This window comes from Oceanospirillum beijerinckii DSM 7166, assembly GCF_000422425.1.
Classification (GTDB): Bacteria; Pseudomonadota; Gammaproteobacteria; order Pseudomonadales; family Halomonadaceae; genus Oceanospirillum; species Oceanospirillum beijerinckii.
This window is the reverse complement of record NZ_KE383832.1, coordinates 54,356-78,965: the sequence shown is the minus strand read 5'-3', so window position 1 is coordinate 78,965 and position 24,610 is coordinate 54,356. Positions and strand designations below refer to the sequence as shown.

The window sequence follows — 24,610 nt, the reverse complement described above, 5'->3', positions numbered from 1 at the left end:
TACAGCCATGAAAACACAACGGCTACGCCTTTTTTTACTGATACTGGGCTTTGTCAGCGCAGGCGTTATGCAACCGGCTCTCGCCGATAAAGAAGCCCCTGTCATCACTTTGATTATTGATGACCTGGGCTATAGCAAGGTGAATGGTGAGCGCGCAGTCAATCTGCCAGGCGATGTCACCATGGCGATTCTGCCTCATACACCTTACAGCAAACACCTGGCTAATTTGTCTTATAAAAAGGGCAAAACTGTGATGCTGCATGCCCCCATGACCAATATATTGGATAAAGCGCCTGGCCCCGGCACTTTAACCACTGAAATGGAAAAGGCTCAGTTTATGCAGATATTTCGTAAAGCGCTGGATTCAGTGCCTTACGTTGAAGGGGTTAATAACCATATGGGTAGTAAGCTCACCCAGGATACCACCCGTATGCAGTGGGTAATGGAAGAGGTTTACAAACGCCAGTTATTCTTTGTCGATAGCCGAACCACAGCGAAATCTGTGGCAGAAAAAGAAGCACGCAAAGCCGGAATTCCGGCTATTAGTCGTGATATTTTCCTGGATCATATCCGTACCGAAGAAGCCGTGAATAAAGCCTTTGATACTATGGTTCTCAAAGCAAAACATTACGGCAACATGAATGCCATTGCTCACCCATACACCGTTACCATGGATGTGCTGGAAAAGCGTCTGCCAGAACTGGAACAACAGGGTATCAAGCTGATCTCAGTCCCCAGCCAGCTGATTGCAGAAGGCCGGTCCTATGCCAATAATCCCCAAGCTCAAATGATCGCCGAGCTCACAGTGGCACCGTTGGAGACAACAACAAGCCAGCCCCGACCATCAGCAGCACCTAAACTGAATCAAAATGCGGCAGGTCAACTGACAGACAAAGCAGCAGCTGACTACGAAAACCGCTCAGCTGCACCGATGAAAAATGAGCGTGTCGTCACTCTGAAAGCCTCTGACCCGGATTCCATTATAAGCATTGGCGGTTCCCGCTCAAAAAGCTCAGCTAACCCGGACGCTCTGACCAAGAACGACGACTATAGCCCTGAACAGAAACCTTTTATCTTCCAGCAAGTGAAAGAACCCAACGTCATGGACCTGCCACCAGTGCAAAACTGGACAGTCCCCGTAAAAGAGCATTAAGCAGACACAAGTGTATGAGTAATTTTTTTCAGCAATTGAAAACATTAAAACCCTGGCAACAAACCGCCTATGCTGCAGCAATGGCAGAGCGCATGCTGCCCAACTATGCGCTGTTCTGCCAGGCGACAGACAGTGGCGATAGCCAACAGCTGAAAAACAGCCTGATGCTGATCTGGGAAACCCTCAGCAGCAAGGACAGCAAGATCAACTTCGAAGTGCAACTGGAAAAAATTGCCGAACAGATCCCTGATGCCGCTGACTTTGATATGTATGGTGTATATCCCGCGATTGATGCTGCGATGGCTGTGCATACCACTATGGAGCTGGCGATGGGCACTCAACCGGAGGAAGTGACCCGTATCAGCCGTTTGATGCGTCAAACCATCATCAGCTTTATTGAAGCCACGGAAGAGCTACCAGAAGATGATAATCTGCATAGAAAAGCGCTGAATGATCATGAGCTAATGCAGTTTGATCGTGAGTTTCAGGATGAGGTTCTAGATCTCCTGCAAAAGCTAACGCATCCAAATAAAGCTGCCCTGAAAGAACTGCGCCTGATGGCACAAAACGAAGGTGTCAGCTGCCTTGGTTTATCTGCGGATTAAGCGGACGCTTATTCTAACGCTTTGATCCGGGATAATAGACAGGAAGGGGCAGGTTATTAACCCGCCCCTTCTGATGCCTGCTATTTCGTCAGTTTGTCACTATCTGACATCCCGCTATCTAAGATCACCCGTTACTTCTTCACCCAACCATTTCCCAAGTCAATATAATGACCTTTTTGGGTTTTACTGATCACTTTCTTACCTGCGAGTTTTTCTACCTCTGCCAGGGGGATACCGTTATCTACCGCTAATTTACTGTACTGCTGTTTCCGCTTGCTATTAACGGTTTTTACTAGGTTTGTGACTTGATTTTGATTACTTACAATCCCCAGATAACCGGTATAGCGCTCACCAACCCAGCCACTGGCCTTTGCTTCATCCAGAGACAGCGCCCAGGCACCTTGCATCAATGCCAGAGTAATCAAAAACACTTGGATGAACTGCTTAACTAATTTCATCTTCTTGCTCCTTAAAACAGGTCACTATCTTCACTGAACAGATCATCCAGTTCTTTGTCCACTTTAACCCGGATCTCATGGTCAATTTTGACATTCAGGTTAATCGTAATCGGCTCCTTAGCCGCCACTTCAATTTTTGGCGTACAGGCAGTTAACCAGCCCAGAGCCAGTATGCCGATAAGTAATCTGTGCATATTAATATTTCCTTTGTATCGACTGATCCAGCGTACGGCTGATCTGTTCGCTTAACCTTAACGCTTTTAGCAGCGTAAAAATATTCTGTTCGCTAGTAAAGTTCAGATTTACCGGTTGACGCTCTGCCCTATTCTCTCCCTGAACCTTTATCTTCATACTTAATTGACCTTGCCGGGCCATATCCAGTTCACCCTCCATTAAGGAGTAATGTAGATAATTCAAGTGCCTCAGGCTTGCTGACAAGGCTTCATTTTGCAATAACATCGCTTGCCAGGCCTGATTCTGGCTAAGGTTGATCTCTCCCGGCACATCGGCATACACCCGGCCTTTCTGGACCTCGACACTATCATCAAAAAATATCAACGGCATTTGCCCTGATACCCGTCCTGTAATCGAGATCTGCTGAGACTCATCCAAATCGACTAATTGTTGAAGATCCAGGCTATTCAGCACTAACTGACTGGTCTGTCCTCTCAGTGGATAATTCAATTGATCCAGCGCCAAGCTGCCGTCAAACAGATAACCCGTTAGCTGAGAAACCTCACCATAAAGCCCCTCAAAGCCAAAACCACCGGATAGACCAAACTGAATATCGGTCAATTCGACACCGGTGAAGGCATAAGGAATATTAACTCTGGTTGGCTGAAGTTTAGCGTTTATCCCTTCCGAGCCAAGATTCGCTGATATCGGTAAAGCTGCAGAAAGCCCTCTCAGCTGAAAGCCTTGGTATGCTGCAGCCAACTGCTGAATATCCACCTGCCCCTGTACACCTAAGTGATCAAAGGGCCCACTCTGCTCACTTATTTTACTGTTATGCTTGCCTTGCGTCTTCTTATCACTCTGCCCCGAACCTTTAAAGCTAAACGCAACCTGCCCGCCCTTAAGCTCCAACACTTTTGGCAATACAAGCTTATTAGCCACACCAAGCAGCGAAAAGGGCTCGCGGCTATCCAGTGAAAAGTCCAGCTGAGCAGATTGTAAACCCTGAACCTGAACGCCAGCTGAAGCCGATCCCGACAGACGATGGTTCAATGCCAGCGTCACAGGTAGCCAATCCTGCTGACTCTTCATCGTTACCGATTGTTTTTTAGTATCTGCTGTTAACAAACCATTAAACGCCAATGCCTCAGCCTGTTTTAACAGCGGGTCCTGTACTGTTCCTTGCCAACGCCAGGGGCCTTTAAGCTGCCAATTTCCTGTGGAGAGATTAAACGTTGCCTTGGGCTTCAGATATAACTCACTGCCTGATACTTCTCGGTCACCTGGCAATATCAACTGAGCCAGCTTTAAACCCAGCGCCTTTTCTCCAAAGCCACTAAAGCTGACCTCTTTCAGATCAGACCTCAGTTGCCCCGAAAGAGAGAGCTCTAACAACAGGTTTTGTGCAGGTAAACCGGTTCCAGGCGCTGACCCAAGATGATAACTCCCCTTAAGCGCCGTATTGATATCAACCTGGGCAACGCTATTGTCATGCCGCCAGCTAAATTGCTTAAGCTTCACAGTAAGCTGTTTTGGTTTTACGGGCTGCCCCTGGCAGCTTTGAGCCCCCCCTGAGACAGGGTCTCTCTTTACATGACCACTTTCTGAAATCTGCTTTTTACACACCATCGGTGAAAAATCGGCCTTCGCAGTCAAAGAGCCAGCACTTACAGACCTCTTATCCAGATTCAGTAACCAGTGGGTGGATACCAACTTTGCGCTACCGTCCCTGTTAGCAAACACTTTCTGCTCTGCTTTCAGCCAAGTATTGAGACAGTCTCCTCGGTATTTTATTCCCGGCAGTTCAGGGCTAAGCCGTAAGCCAGACTTGCCAGACTGAGGGCGGGTCAGCTGATACGTAAGATGAAAGGTTTCAGGTTTGGCCTGAACATCCTTGTTATCCATAGCCTTGATAGGCGACATAAAGATCTGACAGCTCTCTTTGAGCGGTAACCAACGCTTCGGCAGGGCCAGACTGAACGCCCCCGTTAACAAAGGCGCCCCCTCTTTCGCCTCAGAACCCTGTCCAGCCCAATCCAGTTCAGCGTTCCAGCTTAGTGCTGTTTGTTGCCAAAAATCCTGCTGCACTAGAGTCTGACTTATCGGATAAGCCTGAAGCGGTGATACTTCTAACCAGTCGGAGATCAAATCTAACACTGGCTCAGGCAGCTCATCGGGTGTTATTTGCAGATCAACAGTGAGTTTCTCTTCCAGAGCGACATTCAGCCGTGCCTGAACAGGCTGCTTAAACTCACTTACCAGCGCCCAACCCTGTTTATATCCACTTTTTTGCTCAACAGATGACTGTTTATCAATCCCTGCCTCAACCTGCTTGAACGTTGCATTAAAAATCAGCGGTAATTGGGGTTGGCTATTGTCGGCAATTTGGATCTGCTCAACAGTAAACAGAATGATACCTAACTGTTGGGACCAGTGATTTAGCTGCCCTCTTAAATCTAACAGCGGTTTCTCTAACTGTTCTAAACTGCGCTGCAACCCCTTTAGCTGTAAGAAGGGATCAATTGACTCAGAGCTGTCGCTATCCTCTTGAGCCTGACTTGCCGCCAGAGCTAAGAAGTCACCTTTCAGTTCAAGACTCTGAATCAGTACAGCCTGAGCTTTAGCTTGGTAACGCACAGAATCCAATGAGATATCACCAACACCGGCAATACTCACAGACAACTTGCGGATATGTGTTGGGAAGCGGAGTTCCAGCTCACGCAGATAGATCTCAGGCACCCCTTTCTCCGCCAGGTTCTGCTCCACTTGTATATACGTAAGCAGCCTCTGAGCAGTAGGTAATAGCCAGACATCACGACTAAACCAGAGCACAAAAGGTAGAGAAACAATCACCAATAAACTAATCAGCAATATTCGGCCAAAACGCATCTCTACTTCCTTTTTACGACACAATTGAAACTCAGTAATACCATTCCCAATAAGTCTATTGATATCCGAGCTTGGATAAGCGCAGCGCCATCCGACACAGATGATTGTCGGAAGGCGCCTTGCGGCTTTTTCGACCGACAACAACTTATCTGGTTTGGTATAACTTGCCATAAATCAGATCGGTTATCTAATTCAGTCTACCGCTAATTTAAATCACTGCTCACTCAGACCATAAAAACAAGAAAACCTCCCGCAGGAGGTTTTCTTGATAACAGAGTATTCTCTACCGAATTCTGTCAGTTCTGTAAGCTTCTCTTTAAATCAAGTCGTTACAGACGCATCTCAATACCTTGAGCTGCCATAAAGGCCTTCGCTTCGGGTACGGTGTACTCACCAAAGTGGAAGATACTCGCAGCCAGCACCGCATCTGCATGGCCTTGAGTGACACCGTCAGCCAGATGCTGCAGGTTACCCACACCACCAGAGGCAATCACCGGAACCTGAACCGCATCACTGATGGCACGGGTCACTTCCAGGTCAAAGCCGTTTTTAGTGCCATCACGATCCATGCTGGTCAGCAGGATCTCACCGGCACCGTATTCGGTCATTTTTACTGCCCACTCAACGGCATCAAGACCCGTTGGTTTACGGCCACCGTGGGTAAAAATCTCCCAACGACCCGGCTCACCTTCTTCGCTAACACGCTTGCAATCAATAGCCACCACGATACATTGGCTACCAAAGCGCTCTGCGGCTTCACGCACAAAATCCGGGTTAAATACTGCTGCGGTGTTGATACCCACTTTATCCGCGCCCGCATTCAACATGCGACGAATATCTTCACAGGTGCGAATACCGCCACCTACTGTCAGCGGGATAAATACCTCGCTGGCGATCTCTTCCACCATATGCACCGTGGTTTCACGGTCTTCATTACTGGCGGTGATATCCAGGAAGGTGATCTCATCCGCACCCTGTTCGTTATAACGTTTGGCAACCTCAACCGGGTTACCGGCATCACGGATATCAACAAAGTTCACGCCTTTTACCACGCGACCTTTATCCACATCCAGACATGGAATAATACGTTTTGCCAGTGCCATCTCAGGCTCCTGCTACTCTCAATGACCTGCATGACTCACAATATACTCACAATACTAGTGCTGCAGTTCAGATGAATTCTCGGCCTGGGACAGTACTGACTTTACCGGTAACCGCCAGGGATGGCGGTGGGTCAGAGATAGATTCAGGGATGAATCTGTCTGACCCGGTAAAGTCAGTGCTGGCCCATAGGCACATGTTTTTGCGCTTGCTTTAGGCCTGACTAATTTTCTACAGAACCTTCAGCTTACTCAACTTGCGCTATTGTCACTTGATATCAGTGCTTACAGCTTGCCATCCAACTTTCCATCCCATTCGGCAAAGTTCTTCAGCAGCTGCAAACCGGCATGGTGACTTTTCTCAGGGTGGAACTGCACGGCAACCACGTTATCGTGTGCCAGAGCCACATGGCAGGTTTTGCCATAAACCGTTTCGCCAATCACCTGATCACTCTGACCGGCTTCAACATAGTAGCTATGCACAAAATAGAAGCGGGCATCGTCTTCAATGCCTTGCCACAGAGGATGGCTGCGGGTCTGTTTGACTTTGTTCCAACCCATGTGAGGTACTTTCAGTTTCTCACCGGCTTCATCCACCAGAGATTCACCAAAGAAGCGGACATGGCCATCAAACTGACCCAGGCAATCCACACCACCGTTCTCTTCACTGTCCTGCATCAGTGCCTGATAACCAACACAGATGCCCAGGAAAGGTTTACCGGAAGCGATATTTTCCTGTACGACTTTATCAACGCCTAAACGACGGATTTCAGCCATACAGTCGCGGATCGCGCCCACACCCGGCAGTACTACGTGTTCAGCATTGCGGATCACTTCCGGGTCAGAAGTCACGATCACCTGCTGATCGTTGGCCACGTGCTCCAGCGCTTTGGATACGGAGTGCAGATTGCCCATACCGTAGTCAATTACTGCAATTGTTTTCATTGCTTTGTCCTGTATTACACAGTGTCAGAGACAGCCTTACAGGCTGCCTTTGGTCGATGGCATCATACCGGCCATACGAGGATCTTCCGCCAGCGCCATGCGCAGGGCACGACCAAAGGCTTTAAAGATGGTTTCCGCCTGATGGTGCGCGTTGTAACCCTTCAGGTTATCAATATGCATGGTTACACCGGCGTGATTAACAAAGCCATGGAAGAATTCTGAAAACAGTTGGGTATCAAATCTACCGATACTGGCACGGGTGTACTCCACATCCATAAACAGGCCCGGACGACCGGAGAAGTCGATCACGACACGAGACAGGGCTTCATCCAGAGGCACATAGGCATGACCATAACGGGTCATGCCTTTTTTATCGCCTACGGCTTTGGCAAATGCCTGACCCAGGGTAATGCCCAGATCTTCTACGGTATGGTGATCATCAATATGGTTGTCACCTTTGGCAACAATGTCCATATCGATCAGGCCATGACGGGCAATCTGGTCGATCATATGCTCAAGAAAAGGCACGCCAGTATCAATATTCAGTTGACCTGTGCCATCAAGATTCACGGAAACCTTAATCTGGGTCTCCAGGGTGTTACGCTCTACGCTTGCGGTACGCTCCGCCATTATGATCTCCGGAGGATGCTTAAGCACCGAAACAAATGGCTCAGCGGGTCACTGTCGATATACTCTAATCACGGATAGAGGAGATCGAAATGCGTTTGTTTCGATGGCTATTATCAAATTGAAAGGGGAATTATAGAGAATACTGGTGTCTATCCGCTACAATGCAACACCAGTTAGCACAGATAAAACGTATATTTGTGCCTATGTTTTGGAGATTGTTATGCCCGTATTGCTGCAAGTGGTTGCTGAAACGTCAGATCCAGCCCTGATTGAACAACTGGAAAAGATTTATCAGGATGCTCAACCAGAGCGTCTTAAACTGCCGGCTGCTCTGGATCAACATCAGGAGTCACCACTGCTTCCTGCGCAGTTTGTCCAGGCTATATTGGATAATCCGACCTATAGTTTTTATTGTGCATTGTTTAATGAACGCCTGATTGGTGCTGTTGTGATTGGGCAGCAAGATAATGTCTGGTCGCTGTCTCACTTCTGTGTACGCAAGGTCACCCGCCGCCGCCGTGTCGGCAGCCGTTTACTGGAGTTGATTGCGCTAAAAGGCAAAGAGCAACAACAAAACCTGATTGCCGCCAAACAGGATCTGGTAGCTCCGGATCATATTATTTTGCAACGGATGGGCTATCAGTTAAACGAGCAAGATGACTATTATCAGCTGACTACATCAGCCTAGCTTTCAGCCGCTCTTTTTTGGCTCTATGCCAGCCTGGTATTCAGCACAAGCACTGAGACAATAAAGAGCTAAGCAAGAACATCAAGCAAGGAAGGGATTGCTGTGCGAACTCTGTTAAAACCTCTGGCTTATATATTGATAGGCCTGATCGCTATTTTGGCACTGGTGATAGTCTATCTGACCCAGTTTTTTGATGCTAATAGCTATAAACCGCTGATTATTGAGCAAGCGGAAAAGGCCGGTGTGCCTTTGCAGCTGAATGGTGATATTGAAGTCACTGTATTTCCCTGGCTTGGTGCCAGTATCGAAGGCGTAAAAGTACTTCACCCTGATAACAGAGATGCTCAGCAGCCCTTTGCTGAAGTCAACCAAGCCGGTGTAAAACTGAAGCTTATGCCGCTATTGAGTGGCAACGTAGAAGTAGATCGTATCGTTCTGGATGGTCTATACGCCGATCTGGAAGTGGATAAAAATGGCCGGGGTAACTGGCAGGCCTTTATTCCTGCCCCTGCTGATCCACAGAAATCGACTCAGGACCAATCAACACCACAAACCGAAACACCACAAGATACAGACGGTTCAGCACCGCCAGCATTTGCGCTAGCAGTCGCAGGCATCGATATCACCAATACCCGGCTGAACTATACCGATCACAGTCAAAACCTATCGGCTCAGATCAAACAGCTGGACCTGCATAGCGACCGTATTACTTTAGGCCAGGCTTTTCCTGTCACACTGAGCACCGAGATCAGTAGTTCAAACCCCGATTTGAACGCAAAGCTTCAACTGAGTAGTCAGGTTTACCTCAATCTGGCACAACAGATCTATCAATTGGAGCAGCTTCAGTTAGACCTGAATGCGCAAACACCACTGGTGAGTCCAGAGCCATTTAATGTGCAGTTACAAAGTAATATCAAGGCACAGATGCAAAGTGGTGATATTCAGGTTTCCGACCTGGGCATTACACTGAACGGTCTCAGTTATCCACTGGCAGAGAATGATAACGCTCAGATTGATATGACCCTGCAAGCCGATGCAGCGCTAAATCTTAACCAGCAGATTTATCAACTCAGCAAACTGATCGCCAATGGCAGCGTAAAATCTCAGCTAACCGGTGACCAGCCGCTCAACCTACAGCTCAGTTCAAGCGCCAGTGCTGATTTACAGAAGCAACAAGCTGTCTTGAACAACACCCAAATCAGCTTGGCAGAGATTAATATCGGCGTACAAGCCACAATCAAACAGCTATTAGATAACCCTAAGGCGACTGGGCAACTGCAAATCACATCCTTTAGCCCGAAAGAGTTGCTGCAACGGTTAAATATTCAGTTGCCCGAGATGGCAGACAACAGTGTTTTGAATCATTTCGCTCTTACCACCAACTTGTCGCTAAACAATAACGTCGCCAGCTTGCAAGATATCCAACTGGCAGCGGATCAAAGCCTGTTGACCGGTCAAACGGGTATCAATCTGAATACCCAAGCGATGTTTGCCACCCTGAACCTGGATCAAATTGATCTGGACCGTTATCTACCTCCCGTTTCAGAGGCTCCTGAAACGGAAAAAACAGACCAACCCACTCCTCAACCCCCTTCTACAGAAGAAAGCGACCTGATTCCTGTGGATGCTTTAAAACCGCTGCAGGCAAAAGCTAAGATCACTGTGGGCAATCTGGTGGTAAAAAAACACCCTATCAGCAATATCCTGCTGGATCTGGATGCCAACAAAGGTCTGATCAAGCTAAAAGCTGCCAATGCAGAGCTGTATAAAGGTAAGATCAAAAATACGGCGCAGTTAAACCTGAATAAAACACCGATTCAGATGCAGTTCAGTAACCGTACTGATGGCATTCAGCTTAACCCACTGCTCACAACAGCAGCGGAGTTTAGCCAGATGGCCGGGGCCGCGCACTTTAAAGCCGATATGACCACACAGACTAACCGGATGAGTACTATCCTGGCCAATCTGAATGGCGATGCGAACTTTAATATTCTGAATGGCGCATTTCTGGGAGTAAATATTTCACGGGAGCTATGCGACGCCTTAAGTGGGAAAGCTCAACTTGAGACCTGGCCTGCAGACACTCAGTTCTCCTCAATCTCAGGCAATATGCGTTTCACTCAGGGTGTCGGCAATAATGAGAATATGACGGTGGCCATTCCCGGCATCAAAATGACGGGGTTTGGTACTGTGAACCTGCCTAAGAGCTTGTTTGACTATAATCTGGGCGCTCAGATTACCGATGCGCACGATAAGATCTGTATCGTGGATAAAAATCTGAAATCCGTACGCTGGCCCGTCGCCTGTAAAGGCCACTATGGCGAACCTTTTGATATGAGCTGTGGTCTGGATGCTTCCTCTATTGGTGATTCTTTAGCCAATATTGCCGAAGCAGAAGCCAAAGCAGCCTTGAAAAAAGAGGAAGCCAAGCTGAAAGCCAAGCTAAAAGAGGAAACAGAAAAGGCTGAGCAAAAGCTGGAAGACAAAGCCAAAAAAGAGCTGGAGAAAGCCTTTAAAGGACTCTTTAACTAAGGCCGCTTTCAACGCACAATAACAGCACTCATGCGTCTTTACTGCTGCACAAACTATTTAAGTTACGTGACTCTCTAAAATGCAAAACAAGACGTAAAACAAAAGGCCAGTCGTATCAGACTGGCCTTTTTTATCACCCATAAAAACCTTATAAAGACTGTGAATACTGATAACGCAAACCTGCAATTTTATCCTTCAGAACAGATCTCTTCAGCGATTTTAAGCTGGTTTGATCAACACGGGCGTAAAAACCTGCCTTGGCAGTTTGAACGCAGCGCTTATCGGGTCTGGTTATCCGAGGTGATGCTGCAACAGACCCAGGTTGCCACTGTCATTCCCTACTTTGAACGCTTCACTGAGCGCTTTCCTAAAGTCGAAGACCTGGCCGCCGCTGATATTGACGAAGTGCTGCACCTATGGACCGGATTAGGCTATTACGCTCGGGCTCGCAATCTGCATAAATGCGCGCAAAGGGTGTGTGAACAGTATCAAGGGAAGTTTCCAGCCGAAGTGGATGCCTTAGCCGACCTGCCAGGCATTGGGCGCTCCACCGCTGGGGCTATCCTATCTATATCCCAGAACCGCTATGCACCGATTCTGGACGGTAATGTAAAACGCTTTCTGGCTCGCTTACATTGCATACCGGGCTGGCCCGGCACAACTCGTGTTCAGAAACAGCTTTGGCAGCTGGCAGAACACTATACGCCTGAAACTCGCTGTGCAGATTATACCCAGGCAGTGATGGATCTCGGAGCGATTGTCTGCACCCGCAGAAACCCGCTCTGTGATCAATGCCCCTTAGAGCCTTTCTGCGCTGCCAAGCGCACTGCCAGTCAGCATGACTTCCCGGCACCAAAGCCGAAAAAGGAACGCCCTGTCCGCAGCGTAAAGCTTTATATCCTGCAAAATAAACAGGGTGAAATCTTTCTGGAACAGAGACCGGCCACAGGCATTTGGGGAGGATTATGGAGTCTGCCAGAAAAAGAACGGCTCCAGCAGCTGTTTCCACACGAACAACCTGAAGACTATCTGCTGCACGGCAAGCTAACCCATCAATTCTCGCACTTCACCCTGCAAGCGGAGATCTATCAAAACACCTTAACGGATATCAATCTGCTCCAGGACGGACAGAGCTGCTGGTACAACCCCAATCAACCGGATGAGATCGGTTTGCCAGGCCCCATACATAAACTGCTACACTCCGATCAGTTTTTAAATCAACTTTTTTAACGCACGGTACAAATCAAAACCCGCAGAGCCATACTTGTACTCGCTGCGGGAAAAATGACAAGACCAATAACATTAAGGGCATCACAATGAGCAACAGCGTATTTTGCAAAAAATATCAAAAAGAGATGGAAGCACTCGACTTTCCTCCTTTTCCTGGCGCTAAGGGTCAGGAGATTGTATCCAGCGTATCGAAACAGGCCTGGCAGGAGTGGCAAAAATATCAAACCATGCTGATCAATGAGAAACGCCTGAATATGATGAGCCCGGAAGCCCGGGCTTTCTTAAGCGCGGAAATGGAGAAGTTTTTCGCAAATGCGGATGATCTGGAGCCTGTAGAGGGTTACGTACCACCAGAAAACGCGAGCTAACAATAAGCTGCTGAATTGTTTTGAAAAAAACTTAATTTTTTTTAAAAAAAATGTTGACGGAAAACCGGCCTTATTGTTTAATACGCCCCGTCGCCCGGATAGCTCAGTCGGTAGAGCAGGGGATTGAAAATCCCCGTGTCGGCAGTTCGATTCTGTCTCCGGGCACCATTTAAGATGTTGGGGTATCGCCAAGCGGTAAGGCACCGGTTTTTGGTATCGGCATTCCCAGGTTCGAATCCTGGTACCCCAGCCATCTCTTAATGGGCCGGTATAGCTCAGTCGGTAGAGCAACTGACTTGTAATCAGTAGGTCCCGGGTTCAACTCCTGGTGCCGGCACCATTTCTCTTGCGTCACCCCTTGCTTTAAATTGCAGAATATCCTGCCGGTATAGCTCAGTAGGTAGAGCAACTGACTTGTAATCAGTAGGTCCCGGGTTCAATTCCTGGTGCCGGCACCACATCTCCCCGATGCAATCCTCACCTTGTTTTATTACTTATCACAACAACGACACCCTAAGCTTTTCAAAGCTGAGCAATAAATGCTTTTAAAGCCTATATTCATTACATAAACTATAAAACCCAACGACTCCTTGACGGCTGCGCACCTGGCTATGGCTCAATCCAATCGAATCCTACTGGTTGATAACTCACCATTTTTTCTGAATATTCTCAGAGAAGCGATTCAGGCCAAGTGTAATTTTGAAGCTGAAATTCTCACAGCCAGCAGCCGAGCCGAAGCCAATTATTACATTGAACACAGCCAGGACTGGCTTGTTGTGGTAAGCGGTTATGAACTTCCTGATGCCACTCGCGGTGAACTGATCAAGGATACACTCAGGCATAATATCCCCGTTATTGTACTGACATCCACTGCAACCGATTCAGACAGAGAAAGAGCCCTTCAGCTTAATATCGTCGATTATTTCCCCAAAGACGTAAACTGCTTCTCAGACGTTGCAGGCCTGATCGATCAACTCAAAGACAACAACCGGCACAAAATCCTGATTATTGATGACTCCCCTGCTTTTTGCGGCTTTGCTCATCGCTTACTCTCCAGTCAGAACTACCGGGTATCTACCTGCAACACTGCCTCTGAAGCGATCGATATCATCAAAGAACAGACAGATATCACTCTGACATTGATCGACTATATCTTACCTGATTTAGATGGCAGCCAACTGATCCCCAGAATTCGCAAAATTCGAGACGCAAACAGCCTGCCCATTATCTCCATCTCAGCATTTAACGAAAAAAGCATTGCTGCACGCATGATCAAATCAGGGGCCAATGACTTTCTCCTGAAGCCCATTGATCACGAAGAACTATTACTTCGTATACGCAACAGCCTTAAGCTACAGGATCAGTTCAACCAGACGGAGAAGGCCCGCATTGAAGCCCAAAGAGCAAACGAAGCAAAATCTTACTTCCTGTCCCGCATCAGCCATGAACTTCGAACCCCGCTTAATGCCATCATAGGCTTTAGCCAATTACTCGCCACCGATGATGGACTGAATGAGGAACAGCGAGACTGTATTGATGAGATTGATCATGCCAGCGGCCATTTGCTACACCTGATCAACGAAGTACTGGATCTGAGCCATATTGAATCCGGCAATATTGAATTACACCTAGGCCCAGTAAACGTACATCAACTAGCCTCTGATACCTGCAGCATGCTACAAAGCCTGGCTGACAAACAAAACATTATGCTAACCCTATCCGAGCTATCCGAACCCAACAGTGACAAGATACTAACCGACCCTCATCGCCTGAAGCAGATTTTGATCAATCTGATCAGCAACGGAATCAAATACAATAAACCCAATGGTCAGCTTAATATCAACATCACACCTCAGGCCGATAAGATATGCATTGATATATGCGATACCGGCGTTGGCATACCACCGGACCGCCTGGATAGCTTGTTTGATCCCTTTACCCGAGCACACACTGACAAATACAACATTGAGGGCAATGGCCTCGGCCTATCCATTTGCCTGCGCCTGATTCAATTGCTTGCCGGCAAAATTCGCGTGCAAAGTGAAGTCAATAAGGGCAGCACCTTTAGCATTGAACTCCCCTACGAACCTCCAGTAAGCCTGATTGAAAATGGCAATACTACCACTACCAGACTATCACCTATTTCCTCTGGCTTTAGACAAGTAATATAAAACGCAGACGATATCCACCTCCTTGCATTACCCGCCCTTTATCAGCGCAACATTGGGCGACACCGAAATTATCTCTACCGCCCCTGCTCGCAGCACAACCCTGAAAAGCCATAGACACCATCACGGTTTGCAAGAGAACAGATATAAAAAAGCCCGGGCAGCCAAACCACCCAGGCTCTCTATTAAGCAACAATATAAGATATGATCAGATTCCAGACTCAATTAAAACAATCTAGAACACCTCATCAGGTTTCAGCTCAAAGACCCGCTCTTCAATTTCCATATTGATCTCGGTTTCACCTTTCTCAACGGCGTCTTTATTTTCTTTATCCAGGAAGCTAATCGCATCATTTTCTTCGCTTTCACCCTGGTCGACGATAATTTCTACCCGACGGTTTTTTGCCCGGTTCTCACGGTTCTCATTAGGCACAATAGGCTTGGTATCCGCATATCCTATAACCTTCATACGGTCGGGCGTAACCAGATCATCGAGTTCCAACTCATAAGCGACCGATGCCGCACGAGCAGAGGACAGATCCCAGTTTGAACGAAAACGCTCAGTATTAATCGGAATATCGTCGGTATGGCCTTCAATCGTAATCTTACCCGGCGTTGCAGCCAGTGCCTTACGAATCTTATCCATTATCAGTTCGAACTGCTCTGATAACACAGCGCTACCCGGAGAGAAAGAGCCTTTCTCTTCTACACGAATAATGATGTTACGGCGCCGACTTTCAACCTGAATCTTACCTTCTTCAATCTCTTCTTTCAGAATACGAGCAATCGCCTCTGCATCTGCTTCTGTCTGCTGCTCCTTCTCAGTCACTGTATTTACACTTTCCGTGCGTAAATTGGGTTCCTGCTCCGTAGATTTTTGCTGAATCATCTCCAAAGGGTTTGGCTCAGGTTTACCCGGTGTGTAGTTTTGCATAATGATACTGGTACCCATGGGCACAGCTTCTACACGCACCTGCTTCTGAACACCATAAGCATTTCTCATTTCACCTGCCAGACGCTTAAATTTAATGATGTCCATCTCAGAAAAAGACAACAGAAGCACGAAGAAACACATCAGCAGCGACATCAAGTCAGCAAAGGTCATTACCCAGGCAGGTATCCCTGCGGGGCATTCGCACTCTTCTGCTTCATCGGACATAAACTGCTCCTATAACAAATCACTCAACAGGGGGGATCAACTTGAAGGACTTACCGATCTATACAACCCTGTACCTAAATGACAGAGCCAGAGCGATACTCTGGCCCATCCATAAATAGTCTTATCAACGTCACCCGGCCGCTGGCTGATCAAAACTTGCATCATCCCGGGTGCCGGCAGGCAAGTAGGTACGCAACATATCTTCAATTACACGAGGATTCTGGCCCGCCTGAATCGCCAGCAGAGCATCAATAATAATCGATTGAATACGGGCTTCTTCTGTCATACGCAGGTCAAGCTTATCGGCGATAGGCAGACAGATCATAGTTGCCAACATCGCACCATATAGCGTTGTCAAAAGCGCTACCGCCATCGCAGGACCAATCGATTTAGGATCATCCATATTGGACAGCATCTGTACCAGACCGATCAACGTTCCTATCATACCCATCGCAGGACCTACATCACCCAGAGCGCTGAACACTTTAGCCCCCCATTTGTGACGCTCCAGAGTCATCGCACGGTCTTTACTGAGCATGGTACGCACCACTTCACGGTCCTGACCATCTACCAGCAGCTGCATACCATTTTTCAAGAATTTATTATCAACCTCTTTCTCTTCCAACGCCAGCAAACCACCTTTACGGGCGACCTGAGCCACATCAACCAGAACACCGATGATTTCTTCTGGTGATTCCAGCTTAAAAGCAAAGGCTTTGGCCGCTACTTTAATAGCACCTAAAAACTGTCCCAGGCTGAACTTTGACAGCACAACAAACATGGAGCCACCGATTACAATCAGCAGAGAAGGCGGGTTAATGAAGATCAGCGGGTCACCACCAAGCACCATAGCCATAGCTACAATACCGATCGCTCCGATAATACCAAGCAGGGTTGCGATATCCACTCTAGAACTCCTTGGTTCCTTAAATCCACGACGCACTATTTTACATAAGCAGTGACAACTGTTTCACCACTTATGTAACATTATGCGATATTTTTATTTCAACACGTATAATAGCGACTTTTCCGCATGGGTTGAATGGGTTTCATACGCTACTTTAGCGCTTGTTTACATCATAGAACAGAGTTAGAGATTAAGATTGACAAAAAAACCCTCTGTTAAGCAGATGATTTACAAAGAGTTCACTTTTTACGCTCGCTTTATCTGTTTTAACTATTGAACCTCTACCCTTTCTCCGGTAACGTCTCCCGGTTTATTTTCGGAGATATCTATGGCCACTACCAAAGCAAAAGATTTTGCCGGTAAAATGACCGAACTGGAAAGCCTGGTAACCCAGCTTGAAAGTGGTGATCTCTCTCTGGAAGAGTCACTGAAGGCCTTTGAGAATGGCATACGCCTGATCAGAGACTGCCAGAACCGACTGCAGTCCGCCGAGCAGAAAGTCAGCCAGCTACTGGAAGATAACGGCGCATTGAAACAACAGCCTGTGGCCGGAAACACCCATACGGAATAAAAATACAGACCGTGGCAATCAAACAGAAACTTCAGCCGCTTATTGAGCGCTCGGATCAGCAACTGAATCTTTTGTTGTCTGATACACACTCCTCGTCAGAACAACTGTTAACAGCCATGCGTTACAGCATATTTAATGGCGGCAAGCGTATTCGTCCCGTACTGGTATATGCCGCAGGCCAGGCACTAAACTGTCCTGCGCAATACTGTGATGCACCCGCTGCAGCTGTGGAAATGATTCATGCTTATTCTCTGATCCATGATGATCTGCCGGCTATGGATGACGACAATTTGCGCAGAGGTAAGCCGACCTGTCATATCCAATATGATGAAGCCACTGCGATTCTGGCCGGAGATGCCCTTCAGACCTCTGCCTTTGCGGCACTGACGGATGCCAAGAATCAGCCAGGCCAGCTACAGTTACTGCAGGAGCTGGTACAAGCCAGCGGTAGCCTGGGTATGGTGGCGGGCCAGATGATTGACCTGGCATCGGTAGGCAAGAGCCTGTCTCTGGCAGAGCTGGAGAATATGCATCGTCATAAAACCGGTGCTCTGATACGCGCCAGTGTCCGTATGGGAGCTATAGCTGGTGGTGCTGATTCACAACAATTGAATGCATTAACTCAGTATGCGGAAGCACTGGGACTGGCCTTCCAGGTTCAGGATGACATTCTGGATGTGGAAAGTGACACCGAGACTCTCGGCAAACAACAGGGCGCAGATATCGCGCTGAATAAACCGACCTATGTTTCTCTTCTGGGATTAGAGCAGGCAAAAGAAAAAGCCCGCTTACTGGTAGAAAATGCCGAACAATCCCTGAATGACTTTGGCCCTGAAGCTGATCTGTTAAGAGAGCTGGCCCGCTATGTGATTGAACGTGATCACTAGTGCCCGGATACGATAATCGCCTATGTCTGAATATACGCTGTACCAAGAAATACCTGTCTCACGCCCTGAAACACCACTGCTGGATCAGGTTCAGCTACCGGCGGACATGCGCCAGCTGGAGGAGGAGCAGCTGCCTCAGCTGGCCAATGAACTGCGTGAATATCTGCTTTACAGCGTGGGCCAAACCGGTGGGCACTTTGGTGCCGGACTGGGCGTCGTTGAACTGACTGTCGCCCTGCATTATGTGTTTAACACCCCGGATGATCGCCTGGTATGGGACGTAGGCCACCAAGCCTACCCCCATAAGATCCTCACGGGTCGTCGTGAGCAAATGACCACCATCCGCCAATATGACGGTATTGCCGCTTTCCCTAAACGCGGCGAATCCGAGTTTGACACCTTTGGTGTAGGCCACTCCAGCACCTCAATCAGTGCGGCTCTGGGGATGGCTGTTGCTGCCCGCGAGCAAAACCTGAAACGCCATGTTGCCGCCATTATCGGTGATGGTGCAATGACAGCAGGCATGGCTTTTGAAGCGCTATCTCACGCCGCTCATGTGGATGCCAACATGCTGGTCATTCTGAACGACAACGAGATGTCGATTTCAGAGAACGTCGGCGGTTTTGCCACCTATCTGGCTAAGATACTGTCCAGCCAAGCCTATACCCGGATGCGTGAAGGCAGCAAAAAAGTGCTGTCCAAACTGCCTAAAGCCTGGGAACTGGCCCGTAAAACCGAAGAACACTTTAAAGGTATGGTGTCCCCCAGCACTCTGTTTGAGGAGATGGGCTTCCACTATATTGGCCCTATCGATGGTCACGATATCCACTCTCTGGTCACTACACTGAATAATATTAAGGATCTGAGCGGTCCTCAGTTCCTGCATGTGATCACCAAAAAGGGCAAACGCTTTGCGCCAGCAGAAGCCGACCCCATTGGTTATCACGCCATTACCAAACTGGAGAAAGAGTCCAAGCCCGGGAAGATATCTCAAGAGAGCAAAGACAACGCTCAGGATGCAAAACCGGCTCCAACTCCAGCGAAGAAAAAGAGCAGACCTAAGTATTCCAACGTCTTTGGTCAATGGCTATGCGATATGGCCGCGCAGGATGAACGCCTGATCGGCATCACCCCTGCCATGCGCGAAGGTTCAGATCTGATTCAATTCTCCAAAGACTACCCGGAACGTTACTTTGATGTCGCCATTGCGGAACAGCACGCGGTAACTCTGGCAGCAGGTATGGCCTGTGATGGCATGAAACCCGTCGTGGCGATCTACTCAACCTTCCTGCAACGGGGTTACGATCAGCTGATTCACGATGTGGCAGTACAAAATCTGGATGTGTTGTTTGCCATCGACCGTGCAGGGCTGGTGGGTGAAGATGGCCCAACTCACCATGGTACGCTGGACCTCAGTTATCTGCGTTGCGTGCCGGATATGGTGATTATGGCCCCATCCGATGAGAATGAAACCCGTCAGATGCTTTACACCGGTTATCAGTATTCTGGCCCTGCCGCAGTACGCTATCCCCGTGGCACAGGCCCCGGTGTTGAGATACAGCAACAGATGGCCGAACTACCCATTGGTAAAGCCGAGCTAAAGCAAACCGGTCAAAAAGTGATGATTATGGCCTTCGGTTCCATGGTGGCACCTGCACAGGAAGTTGCTGAAAAGCTCGGTTACGGCCTGTTGAATATGCGCTTTGTTAAACCACTGGATCAACAAGCTATTATTGAAGCGGCCAAAGAGTACGATCTGCTGGTTACCATAGAAGAGAATGCCATCGCCGGTGGTGCCGGTAGCGGTATTAACGAACTCTTGATGCAAAATGCACTGATCAAACCCGTACTGAATCTGGGACTGCCGGATCGCTGGGTCGATCAGGGCAGTCATCAGCAACTGCTGGCCGAATGCGGGCTGGATGCCGAAGGTATCGAGCAAAGCATTCAGGATTATCTGGCCAAGTTGGGACAGTAACAGAAACACAAAGGATTAATTCAGGAGATGGACCTCCGAATAAGCAGCTTTATCAGCTCAATGTGATAATTGCCAAGCGGATATACCATCTCCTTTCATTGGGAATCGGGTGTAGCACCATCAGTGACTCACACCATCCCGACACTGTAAAAGGAGATACACTGTTGAAAACTTATCTTAAACACCTATCAGCGGCTGTAGCCGTCACTTCTGCACTGTTATCCGGTCAGGCTTTTGCCGAACAACAGGATGTCAGTAAAATCCAGGCACCGGCCGATCTGAAGAATATCCACGTAGTAAAGCTGTCTACTGATGCTCATTCGACAGATTTTGTGATTTTCGTGAAGAAGAAAGTTCCACTGCACAAACATAACTACCACACGGAAACACTATACGTACTGGAGGGACAGGGAGATTTCCGCATAGGCGATAAAACCATGGTGATTTCGAAGGGTGATTACATCAGAATCCCGGAGGGTACCCCTCATGCGGTTACCGTAACGTCGGATAAGCCATTGAAGGTACTGTCCGTGCAAGCCCCTGAGTTTCTGGGCAAAGATCGTGTAATGCTTAACTGAAGCAGTATTGAGTAGATCAATGCGCAGGCACTTTTTAAAACTTAAGCCAGAAAAAGTCTTAAATAGCGCCTGCGCATAGAGAAACGTCGAATAGATTAACGCAAGAGAACAGTGCTTCTATTCAGGCTTAGTGCGATTGATATCCACATCCGCCGCCTGAGTAAAACCATCCAGATCCATCATATGACCCAGTTTACCGGCTTTTGTCGCCAGGTAATCTTCATTGTGCGGGTTCATGCCGGTTTGGATCGCCACGCGTTCGGCCACTTCAACACCATAGTTGCTCAGGGCTTTGACCTTACGCGGGTTATTGGTCATCAGACGCACCGACGTCACACCGACATGATTCAGCATCGGCTGACACATGGTGTACTCACGCATATCAGCACCAAAGCCCAATTGCTCATTGGCCTCTACCGTGTCTGCCCCAGCATCCTGCAGGTGATACGCACGAATTTTATTTAACAGACCAATGCCACGGCCTTCCTGACGCAGGTATAACAAGACGCCACGACCTTCTTCGGCAATACGCTTCAGCGCTTCCTGCAGCTGGTAACCACAGTCACAACGCATACTGAACAGAGCATCGCCAGTCAGACATTCGGAATGTACTCGGGCAAGCACAGGTTCACCGCTGGCCACATCCCCCATGGTCAGCGCCACATGGTCTTTTCCTGTCTCAGGATCTTCAAAACCATACATGGTAAAAACACCCCATGGCGTGGGCAAACGGGATGATGCAACAAACTTTACGGACACGATTCACCTCTGCCGGAAATCAAGAGGGCAACTATTCTAACAGCGAAGACCATAATGTCATCATTTAAGACGCTGCTAAATAGTTATTTACATAGAAAAAAACTATTCACTAAGACGATATAATGTGACTTTTATTTTATCGGCAGCGGCACTCTCCGGTACAATACAGGCAATTTGTTGGCTGTTACGAGGTCTAACGCCTGCTGAACACGCTGGTAGACAGACCAGCCTCACGATAACAGCCCAAGCCCTTAATTTGACTGACCCGGTTTAGAGATCATGACAGAACTGAAAAATGACCGCTTTCTGCGCGCCCTGATGCGCCAGCCTGTAGATGTAACCCCAGTATGGATGATGCGCCAGGCGGGCCGCTATCTGCCAGAATACAAAGCCACACGCGCCGAAGCGGGCAGCTTTATGGATCTGTGCATGAATGCGGATCTGGCCTGTGAAGTAACAATCCAGCCACTGGAGCGTTTTGATCTGGATGCGGCGATTCTGTTCTCCGATATCCTGACCATTCCGGATGCCATGGATCTGGGCCTGTACTTCGAAACCGGCGAAGGCCCTAAATTCAAAAAAGTGGTACGCACCCAGGCCGACGTTGACGCTCTGCCGATCCCTGATCCAGATAAAGACCTGGGTTACGTGATGAATGCGGTAAAAACCATTCGCAAGGAACTGAATGGGCGCGTGCCTCTGATCGGTTTCTCCGGCAGCCCGTGGACCCTGGCGACTTATATGGTCGAAGGCGGTTCCAGCAAAGAGTTCCGTCATATCAAAGGCATGCTGTACAGCCAGCCGGATATGCTGCACCAACTACTGGAAAAACTGGCCGAGTCTGTCACCAGCTACCTGAATGCACAGATCAAGAGCGGTGCTCAGGCGGTACAGATCTTTGATACCTGGGGTGGCGCACTGAGCACTCCGGCCTATATGGAGTTCTCTCTGAAGTATATGGAGCAGATCGTACACGGCCTGATCCGCGAACATGAAGGCCGTAAAGTACCTGTGATTCTATTCACCAAAAACGGCGGTCAGTGGATTGAGCATATCGCTGCAGCCGGTGCCGATGCGGTGGGTCTGGACTGGACCACTGAACTGGGCAGCGTACGCGCCCGTACTAAGGGCCGTGTGGCTCTGCAGGGCAATATGGACCCGAATGTACTGTTTGGATCTCCTGCGGGTATTAAAGCCGAAGTGGGCCGTATTCTGGACAGCTACGGTTATGGCAGTGGCCATGTATTTAACCTGGGTCACGGCATCAACCAGTTTGCTAACCCAGAGCATGCCAAGGTATTTGTTGATGCGGTACACGAGCTCAGTGCCCGCTATCACAAGTAGTACCAGGTACAAGCAATACCTGACACAAGCAAACACCTTTACAAATCATATCCTTTGATTTGTCTAAAGACGACGCTGCTATTTAACGCTATGCTGTAAGCAACAAACCAAGTGTTAAGCGCGTCGTCTTTCGCTCCCTCTTCTCAGTGAAAGTACACTACTAGCAGATCATCAGCCATGTTGGCAGGGAGGTTGTTATGAGTGATATCCAGCCGGACACCAAAGAAAACCTGACAGACACCCGAGTAATCGATACAGAATCATTTTCTATCGCTCAACAGCTGGAAACACGGGAACGATTAGTACGCCTTGAAGAAGAAAACCGACATTTAAAAGAACTGGTAACCGAACTGGGCGATAAGCAGAAACGCTTACGCCAAAGCCTTGACGATGTCCGCTCTGAGCAAACCACTCAGCTGAATGAACGCGCATGGAAATTGAGCCAGCGCACCGACACCCTCACCCGTCGTCTGGATCGCCTGTTTGGCTTCTGGATGATATCCACCATGTTACTGATGCTGTTTATCGGTGTAATTATGTTTAAGGCGACAGCCTAAGGCTGGAGGCTGGAGGCTGGAGGCTGGAGGCTGGAGGCTGGAGGCTGGAGGCTGGAGGCTGGAGGCTGGAGGCTGGAGGCTGGAGGCTGGTAAAAATTTGAACCAACCACTCCCACTGATCCAGCGGAATCATGGGAGCAGTTAGCACAATATTGCAACCATCAAAGCCCTAAATCTTGACATCCTCCCCGCACTAAAAGTACGGGGTTTTCCGCGAAAGATGATAAAACGTACACAGAGCAGGCTCACCTAGGCTTTGTCTTTAGGCATCCGTCCCATTAGGTAGAATTCCTCATTGGGCGGTGTATTCGTCAAACTAACCAAACGATTCGACAAACCAAAGAAAGCCGTAATCGAGCCAATATCCCAGATATCTTCCTGAGTAAAACCGACCGCTTTTAGCTTCTCTTCCCATTCACTGTTCAGTTCGCCTACATCCTGTGAGATATACATGGCAAAATCCAGCATTACGCGTTCACGCTCACTGATATCGGCTGTTTTATGATTGATAGCCACCTGATCAGCAATAGTTGGCTTTTTACTGTAGATACGCAGAATCGCACCATGAGCCACGACACAGTACAAACACTGATTCCGGGCACTGGTAGCCACCACAATCATCTCTTTCTCAGAGGGTGTTAATGTATCGGATTCACGTTCCATCAAAGCATCGTGGTAATCAAAGAAGGCGCGGGCCTCCAGAGGCCGGTGAGCCAGCATCAGGAATACATTGGGAATAAAACCGGCTTTCTCCTGTACCGTCAGGATACGCCCCTTCAAATCATCTGGCAGGTTTTCAATGGTCTCAGGCACAGGGAAACGACTGATTAACTGACTCATAACATACTCCTACAAAACCGCAATTATTCTATTTGTATGACAAATAGAATAATTAGCAGACGCTGAATAAACAAGGGCATAAGATGACTT

The 24,610-nt window shown here is 48.3% G+C and carries 23 protein-coding genes and 4 tRNA genes; 17 read left to right on the top strand and 10 right to left on the bottom strand.

Annotation, left to right across the window (positions count from 1 at the left end; all coding sequences use genetic code 11):
* The first annotated feature begins 7 nt into the window (after window positions 1–7).
* Entirely contained in the window at window positions 8–1,153 is a 1,146-nt protein-coding gene (locus tag H579_RS28290; protein ID WP_051228229.1) for a divergent polysaccharide deacetylase family protein, read from the top strand.
* Between the two features lie 14 nt (window positions 1,154–1,167).
* Window positions 1,168–1,758: a YjaG family protein gene (locus H579_RS0122480; protein ID WP_028302527.1), complete on the top strand. Its 591-nt coding sequence runs from the start codon at window positions 1,168–1,170 to the stop codon at window positions 1,756–1,758.
* A gap of 131 nt (window positions 1,759–1,889) precedes the next feature.
* Here H579_RS0122480 and H579_RS0122475 read toward each other — a convergent pair whose 3' ends face one another.
* The 6 genes from H579_RS0122475 to hisB form a co-directional block, all read right to left on the bottom strand.
* On the bottom strand, window positions 1,890–2,216 hold the full coding sequence (locus H579_RS0122475; protein ID WP_028302526.1) for a YdbL family probable chaperone protein: 327 nt from the start codon (window positions 2,214–2,216) through the stop codon (window positions 1,890–1,892).
* Window positions 2,217–2,227: 11 nt separating this feature from the next.
* Window positions 2,228–2,410, bottom strand: coding sequence for a YnbE family lipoprotein (locus tag H579_RS0122470; protein WP_028302525.1), 183 nt, complete (start codon window positions 2,408–2,410; stop codon window positions 2,228–2,230).
* A gap of 1 nt (window position 2,411) precedes the next feature.
* Window positions 2,412–5,279 (bottom strand): intermembrane phospholipid transport protein YdbH family protein, encoded by a 2,868-nt coding sequence (locus H579_RS0122465; RefSeq protein ID WP_028302524.1) that lies wholly within the window; start codon window positions 5,277–5,279, stop codon window positions 2,412–2,414.
* Between the two features lie 329 nt (window positions 5,280–5,608).
* Window positions 5,609–6,382 (bottom strand): imidazole glycerol phosphate synthase subunit HisF, encoded by a 774-nt coding sequence (hisF, locus tag H579_RS0122460; protein WP_028302523.1) that lies wholly within the window; start codon window positions 6,380–6,382, stop codon window positions 5,609–5,611.
* A gap of 282 nt (window positions 6,383–6,664) precedes the next feature.
* On the bottom strand, window positions 6,665–7,324 hold the full coding sequence (hisH, locus tag H579_RS0122455) for an imidazole glycerol phosphate synthase subunit HisH (RefSeq protein ID WP_028302522.1): 660 nt from the start codon (window positions 7,322–7,324) through the stop codon (window positions 6,665–6,667).
* Window positions 7,325–7,360: 36 nt separating this feature from the next.
* Window positions 7,361–7,954 carry an imidazoleglycerol-phosphate dehydratase HisB gene (gene hisB, locus H579_RS0122450; RefSeq protein WP_028302521.1) on the bottom strand — a complete coding sequence of 198 codons (594 nt, stop codon included), beginning with the start codon at window positions 7,952–7,954 and terminating at the stop codon, window positions 7,361–7,363.
* A 220-nt stretch (window positions 7,955–8,174) separates the two neighbouring features.
* On the opposite strand from hisB, the gene H579_RS28285 reads away from it, so the two are divergent.
* From H579_RS28285 to H579_RS28280, 9 genes are all read left to right on the top strand, one after another.
* Window positions 8,175–8,642: an acetyl-CoA sensor PanZ family protein gene (locus H579_RS28285; RefSeq protein WP_051228227.1), complete on the top strand. Its 468-nt coding sequence runs from the start codon at window positions 8,175–8,177 to the stop codon at window positions 8,640–8,642.
* A 102-nt stretch (window positions 8,643–8,744) separates the two neighbouring features.
* Complete coding sequence (locus tag H579_RS0122440) at window positions 8,745–11,174, top strand: AsmA family protein (protein ID WP_028302520.1); 2,430 nt, start codon at window positions 8,745–8,747, stop codon at window positions 11,172–11,174.
* Window positions 11,175–11,333: 159 nt separating this feature from the next.
* On the top strand, window positions 11,334–12,404 hold the full coding sequence (gene mutY / locus H579_RS27180) for an A/G-specific adenine glycosylase (protein WP_245583350.1): 1,071 nt from the start codon (window positions 11,334–11,336) through the stop codon (window positions 12,402–12,404).
* An 86-nt stretch (window positions 12,405–12,490) separates the two neighbouring features.
* Window positions 12,491–12,772: an oxidative damage protection protein gene (locus tag H579_RS0122430; protein WP_028302519.1), complete on the top strand. Its 282-nt coding sequence runs from the start codon at window positions 12,491–12,493 to the stop codon at window positions 12,770–12,772.
* 92 nt (window positions 12,773–12,864) lie between these two features.
* A tRNA-Phe gene (locus H579_RS0122425) sits at window positions 12,865–12,940 on the top strand.
* A gap of 10 nt (window positions 12,941–12,950) precedes the next feature.
* Window positions 12,951–13,025 (top strand) — tRNA-Gln (locus tag H579_RS0122420).
* An 11-nt stretch (window positions 13,026–13,036) separates the two neighbouring features.
* Window positions 13,037–13,112 (top strand) — tRNA-Thr (locus H579_RS0122415).
* A 42-nt stretch (window positions 13,113–13,154) separates the two neighbouring features.
* Window positions 13,155–13,230: transfer RNA gene (locus H579_RS0122410), tRNA-Thr, on the top strand.
* Window positions 13,231–13,383: 153 nt separating this feature from the next.
* The gene (locus tag H579_RS28280) at window positions 13,384–14,943 is read left to right on the top strand and encodes a response regulator (RefSeq protein ID WP_028302518.1); all 1,560 of its coding nucleotides are present in this window, start codon (window positions 13,384–13,386) and stop codon (window positions 14,941–14,943) included.
* Between the two features lie 232 nt (window positions 14,944–15,175).
* On the opposite strand, the gene H579_RS0122400 is transcribed toward H579_RS28280, so the two are convergent.
* Together H579_RS0122400 and pomA are read right to left on the bottom strand one after the other, a co-directional pair.
* Complete coding sequence (locus H579_RS0122400) at window positions 15,176–16,099, bottom strand: flagellar motor protein MotB (protein ID WP_028302517.1); 924 nt, start codon at window positions 16,097–16,099, stop codon at window positions 15,176–15,178.
* A gap of 130 nt (window positions 16,100–16,229) precedes the next feature.
* Window positions 16,230–17,006: a flagellar motor protein PomA gene (gene pomA / locus H579_RS0122395; RefSeq protein ID WP_028302516.1), complete on the bottom strand. Its 777-nt coding sequence runs from the start codon at window positions 17,004–17,006 to the stop codon at window positions 16,230–16,232.
* Window positions 17,007–17,334: 328 nt separating this feature from the next.
* On the opposite strand from pomA, the gene H579_RS0122390 reads away from it, so the two are divergent.
* The 4 genes from H579_RS0122390 to H579_RS29255 all read left to right on the top strand — a co-directional run bounded on the left by H579_RS0122390 (window position 17,335) and on the right by H579_RS29255 (window position 21,020).
* On the top strand, window positions 17,335–17,577 hold the full coding sequence (locus H579_RS0122390) for an exodeoxyribonuclease VII small subunit (RefSeq protein ID WP_028302515.1): 243 nt from the start codon (window positions 17,335–17,337) through the stop codon (window positions 17,575–17,577).
* A gap of 11 nt (window positions 17,578–17,588) precedes the next feature.
* Window positions 17,589–18,464: a (2E,6E)-farnesyl diphosphate synthase gene (gene ispA / locus H579_RS0122385; protein ID WP_028302514.1), complete on the top strand. Its 876-nt coding sequence runs from the start codon at window positions 17,589–17,591 to the stop codon at window positions 18,462–18,464.
* A gap of 22 nt (window positions 18,465–18,486) precedes the next feature.
* On the top strand, window positions 18,487–20,442 hold the full coding sequence (gene dxs / locus H579_RS0122380) for a 1-deoxy-D-xylulose-5-phosphate synthase (protein WP_028302513.1): 1,956 nt from the start codon (window positions 18,487–18,489) through the stop codon (window positions 20,440–20,442).
* Window positions 20,443–20,606: 164 nt separating this feature from the next.
* Window positions 20,607–21,020 carry a cupin domain-containing protein gene (locus tag H579_RS29255; RefSeq protein ID WP_051228225.1) on the top strand — a complete coding sequence of 138 codons (414 nt, stop codon included), beginning with the start codon at window positions 20,607–20,609 and terminating at the stop codon, window positions 21,018–21,020.
* 117 nt (window positions 21,021–21,137) lie between these two features.
* On the opposite strand, the gene ribA is transcribed toward H579_RS29255, so the two are convergent.
* A complete protein-coding gene (gene ribA, locus H579_RS0122370; RefSeq protein WP_028302512.1) occupies window positions 21,138–21,779 on the bottom strand; it encodes a GTP cyclohydrolase II in 642 nt (213 codons plus the stop codon).
* Between the two features lie 279 nt (window positions 21,780–22,058).
* Here ribA and hemE point away from each other — a divergent pair, with 279 nt between their 5' ends.
* Together hemE and H579_RS0122360 are read left to right on the top strand one after the other, a co-directional pair.
* A complete protein-coding gene (hemE, locus tag H579_RS0122365; RefSeq protein WP_028302511.1) occupies window positions 22,059–23,123 on the top strand; it encodes a uroporphyrinogen decarboxylase in 1,065 nt (354 codons plus the stop codon).
* Window positions 23,124–23,320: 197 nt separating this feature from the next.
* On the top strand, window positions 23,321–23,680 hold the full coding sequence (locus tag H579_RS0122360) for a hypothetical protein (RefSeq protein ID WP_028302510.1): 360 nt from the start codon (window positions 23,321–23,323) through the stop codon (window positions 23,678–23,680).
* 249 nt (window positions 23,681–23,929) lie between these two features.
* On the opposite strand, the gene H579_RS0122355 is transcribed toward H579_RS0122360, so the two are convergent.
* The gene (locus tag H579_RS0122355; RefSeq protein WP_028302509.1) at window positions 23,930–24,520 is read right to left on the bottom strand and encodes a peroxidase-related enzyme; all 591 of its coding nucleotides are present in this window, start codon (window positions 24,518–24,520) and stop codon (window positions 23,930–23,932) included.
* Window positions 24,521–24,610: the final 90 nt, after the last annotated feature.